Raw genomic sequence first — 4209 nt, 5'->3', positions numbered from 1 at the left:
ATACCGGCCAGAAAAACATGACTGTTTTGCAGCCGTTCAATACCAGTATCGCCAAGCAAAATATGGGTGCGCTCAAATAATGGGTTGTTGTGCGCCATGAATTTACCTCTGGACCAATTTTAATTGCCGCTATTTTCCGATAACCGCCCGTTAATGGCAAAGCCGGCTTATTTCAGGCTGAATGTTGAGGCTTAAATTGTTTTACTGACTGTATAAAATCGTTTTCACTGGCATCACCACGATAACGGACATGCATATACAGTGTGCTTATGGTAGAAATTTGTTGCTGGTAAGCAGGAAAAGCCTGTTGCGCACGTATGGCAAACGCCTCTGGACCTTCATTCGGCTGTCTTTCGATGCCATGTCGTGCCAGTGTGCTACAAAATTTCAAATAGGCGCGCTGTACCCTGTCTGTCGAATGAGACTTCAGTCTTAGCGTGGTCCAGGCAATCCAGATGAATACCATTGCAATACCAATTGCCAGCCAGCGGATCATTTTTTGCCAGTCCGGTTGCTGCATGCCAAGCTTTTTAAGCAATTCCAATTGTTTTTCCGGTCCATAACTGACTACCCACATATCCCATGCGCTATTCAGTGCATCCCAATTGTTTTTGGCGGATTGCCACATTTCCACCAACCGATCATTGTTGGCAATCGCTCTGGGCGAGCGTCGTTCAGCTGGCAATAAATCCCTCATACCGAAGTCTACCCGATTACTCGATACTGCGGCGGTGGGATCAATTCTGAGCCAGCCTTTGTTGGGAAGCCAGACTTCAGTCCAGGCATGGGCGTCACGTTGCCGAACGGTCAGAACCTGATCGACTGGGTTGATCTCACCCCCCTGATAACCGGTCACAATTCGGGCCGGAATGCCCCCGGCACGCATCAATATGGTGAAACTTGCAGCATAATGTTCACAAAACCCTTGCCGGGTCTCAAATAGAAACTGGTCAATGGTGTCGCCACGCAAAGCCGGTGGTGTCAGGCTATAGCTGAAATTCTGCTGACGGAAATATGCTAAAACCGCATCAATATAAGCCTCATTTGATTCACTTGTTTCGATTAGTTGTCTGGCTAGTCGCTGACTGCGGGGATGATGATCTTCCGGTAAATTTAACCCATATCGCAGATATGGGTCATTCAGCGGATTGAATAAATACTCGGTATTGGAGCTGAGCCGATATTGGATGCGTTGTTTGACGGTTTCCTGACTGTTTAATTCGCCATCACCACTCAGTCGGGTCTGCATGGTTGCAGGATAGGCCGTTGGAAAATCCAGTGCAAACAGCCAGCGCCGATCATGCGGTTCCAGAGTCATACTGTAGGAAAGTGCTTCTCCAGAAACGCGGATTTTTGATACGGCATCGGACTGTTTTTGATTATCCTGCAACGGTAACCAGCGTTTACCATCGGTGTGCCACAGCACCGGGCCACGCCAGTATAGATTTTGTCTGTCTGGAAACCGGTTGTTATCAAATTTGACGCGAAAAGCGATCGCATCGGATTGAATCAGCTGACTGATATTGCCAATAGTGATGTCATCAGACATTCCAGTGGTTGCGCTGTTGCGTGGCGGTAATTCGCCCAATGTCATGCTGTCTGGCAAACTGTCAGGGATATCCATGGCGTCATTCGGTAGTCCCCATATCGGACCGGAAATACGAGGAAACAGTACAAACAATAACAGCATTAACGGTGTGGCTTGCAGCACCATAATACTAGCCTGTTTAACCCGGCTTTTTGCAGAACTGTCAGTTTCGTTGACGGTAATCAGACAGCTGGTCAGCAGGATCACATTGACCAGCATTAAAATGACTATCGGAATCGTCTGATTAAAGAAAAAGTGGGTTATTACCAGGAAAAATCCCATAAAACAGCTCAGGTAATAATCCCGCAGACTTTTCACTTCGACAATCTTAAAGGCAGCCATGGTAGTCAATAACGCTACACCTGCATCGCGGCCAATGGTGATGCCATAGCTGTAAAACACCAGCAAGATAGTCAGTACGGCACTGACCGAGTGCAGACCTTTTAACAAGCGTTTATCGGCGGGCAGAGGCCATCCTCGCCAGCTGTGCATCAGCCGCCAACTCATCATGAACAAGAATATCAGTGCAACCCAGATGGGCTGATAGAAGAAATGCGGAATCGCAATAATGGTCAGTGTCACCATCAGCCAGTGAATAGCCGGTTTTGAGGGGGCAATAACGGGTTTTTTATTCGCCATATAACGCCAGACTCTGCAGACATTGGTGCCGATGTTGTTCGCCACTGCTGACGGCAATCATTTGATTTGGCATGCTCAAACCATATTGCATCCCGGCCGCATCAGCAGTGAGAATCCACTGGCACAGCTGCGACAACCTGGCTTCAGTATCAGGTAAATCAGCCACAGCTTCCCACTGCAACATCAATGACTGGCCCGCCGGACTGCTGAATTGTTTGGTGCGTAACACACCATCACGCGCCAGCGCTTTCCAGGCAATATGTTGTCTGGCATCACCTTCACGATAACGATGAAAGCCGGCAAAATCATCAAGTCCATGCTGATGTTGCAATACACCACTTTCTTCCAGTGCCGAAGCGAGCGGTAGGGATTTATTGCCGACTGGTTTGGGATAGACCAGAACCCGTTGTTTGATCTCAATAAAAAACCAGCTGAATAACAGGCCGATAGGATAGATGCTGGAGAGTCGGAGGCGTCCTAACTCCAGCCATCCCCGCCGGGTGGTTGGGATGGGGATCAGATGCTGACTGGTTTGCTCAGCAGCTATGGCTGAGGCCTTATACACTGCAACATAGCGAGAAAATTGTTTTAACGGCCACCAAGCTGATCGATGACCTGATGGCAAATAGGCTATCTCCAATTGCCGGATGGGGCGGGGACTCTGGTTGGTCAGATTTAGCGGCAATGGTATGTTCTGTTCGCAAAATACCGGTTCAGCCTGACCAAGTTGAAAATCCAGTTGACGCACATTGCGATAACTGTGATGCATGGCTACATGGCCGACACCGACCAGCAGAAAACATAGCAAGTGACCAAGACTGTTGTTGTAGTTAATCGCTCCCAGCAACATCACCAGAATCAACACCGAATAGCTTAATCCATAACGGCTGGGCAGGATATAAACGCGATAACGCTGCTGCTGACGCCAGCGCTGCCAGTATTGTCGGGCCCACATCAGGGGATCACCACCTGCTGCAGAATATCGTTCGCCCAATCCGCCGATTGCAGATGTTCACGGGCTTGCAGACGATGTTGCACAATGCTGGGAAACACGGCCTGCACATCTTCAGGAAGTACAAAATCCCGTCCACTGATCATCGCCCAGGCTCTGGCGGCTTGAATTAGCCCCAAGCCTGCGCGCGGCGACAGACCGTTATAAAACTGGCTACTTTGTCGGGTGTAACGTAACAATGCCTGCACATAATCAATTAACGCTTCACTCAAGGCGATATGGCTGGCAGTTTGTTGTAATTTGATTAATTGGTGCGGGGTTATTTCGGCATCGAGTTGTCTGAGTAATTGTCGTCGGTCTTCTCCCATTAACAAAGCCCTTTCTGCCTGATGATCGGGGTAACCCAGCTGAATCCTCATAAGAAAACGATCCAGTTGTGACTCAGGCAATGGGAATGTGCCAATCTGATGGGTTGGGTTCTGAGTGGCGATAACAAAGAAAGGATCTTCCAGCGGATAGCTATCGCCTTCGATAGTCACCTGCTGTTCTTCCATAGCTTCCAGCAAGGCACTTTGCGTGCGCGGAGAAGCCCGATTGATTTCATCAGCCAGCAGTAACTGGGTAAAAATCGGTCCGCGATGAAAGCTGAATTGGTGTTTTTCAGGATCATAAATCGACACACCGAGAATATCCGCTGGCAGCATATCGCTGGTGAATTGCACCCGCTGAAAACGTAAACCCAATGTGGTGGCAAGCGTATGTGCCAGCGTGGTTTTACCGACCCCCGGCAAATCTTCAATCAATAAATGTCCTCGGGCAATCAGGCAGGATAAGGCCAGTTTGACGGCATGTTGTTTACCCAGGATCACCGCGTTAATTGAGTGGAGTATGCGATCAGTGCTGCCTTGCGTCATGGAAAGTCCTGTATTGATATAGGTTATTGTTGTTGTCGGAATAGACATGTTAATTTGATTTGGGTTCTTTTATTTTTACTTGAGGGTTTTATATGTCAAACGAAGGTTACCACGAG

Annotated in this window: 3 protein-coding genes and 1 pseudogene; all 4 read right to left on the bottom strand. The window is 48.5% G+C overall.

Features of this window, described 5'->3' with window-relative positions:
- Positions 1-98 (bottom strand): annotated as a pseudogene (locus B3O33_RS16005) (tRNA threonylcarbamoyladenosine dehydratase); the annotation flags it as partial.
- A gap of 74 nt (positions 99-172) precedes the next feature.
- On the bottom strand, positions 173-2227 hold the full coding sequence (locus B3O33_RS07235) for a transglutaminase TgpA family protein (protein WP_292361598.1): 2055 nt from the start codon (positions 2225-2227) through the stop codon (positions 173-175).
- Positions 2217-3182: a DUF58 domain-containing protein gene (locus tag B3O33_RS07230; protein ID WP_292361599.1), complete on the bottom strand. Its 966-nt coding sequence runs from the start codon at positions 3180-3182 to the stop codon at positions 2217-2219. The genes B3O33_RS07235 and B3O33_RS07230 overlap by 11 nt, the downstream gene beginning before the upstream one ends.
- Entirely contained in the window at positions 3182-4093 is a 912-nt protein-coding gene (locus B3O33_RS07225) for an AAA family ATPase (protein WP_292361600.1), read from the bottom strand. Before B3O33_RS07225 ends, B3O33_RS07230 begins: the two co-directional genes overlap by 1 nt.
- Positions 4094-4209 lie beyond the last annotated feature (116 nt).

It is taken from the genome of Methylophaga sp. UBA1464 (genome assembly GCF_002325665.1).
Lineage (GTDB): Bacteria > Pseudomonadota > Gammaproteobacteria > Nitrosococcales > Methylophagaceae > Methylophaga.
Note: the sequence above shows the minus strand (reverse complement) of the source record. Positions and strands in the feature narration are given on the sequence as shown.

Coding starts and splice junctions, on each gene's coding strand:
- B3O33_RS07235 (WP_292361598.1), bottom strand. CDS start 2,227: ATGGCGAATAAAAAACCCGTTATTGCCCCCTCAAAACCGGCTATTCAC.
- B3O33_RS07225 (WP_292361600.1), bottom strand. CDS start 4,093: ATGACGCAAGGCAGCACTGATCGCATACTCCACTCAATTAACGCGGTG.
- B3O33_RS07230 (WP_292361599.1), bottom strand. CDS start 3,182: ATGTGGGCCCGACAATACTGGCAGCGCTGGCGTCAGCAGCAGCGTTAT.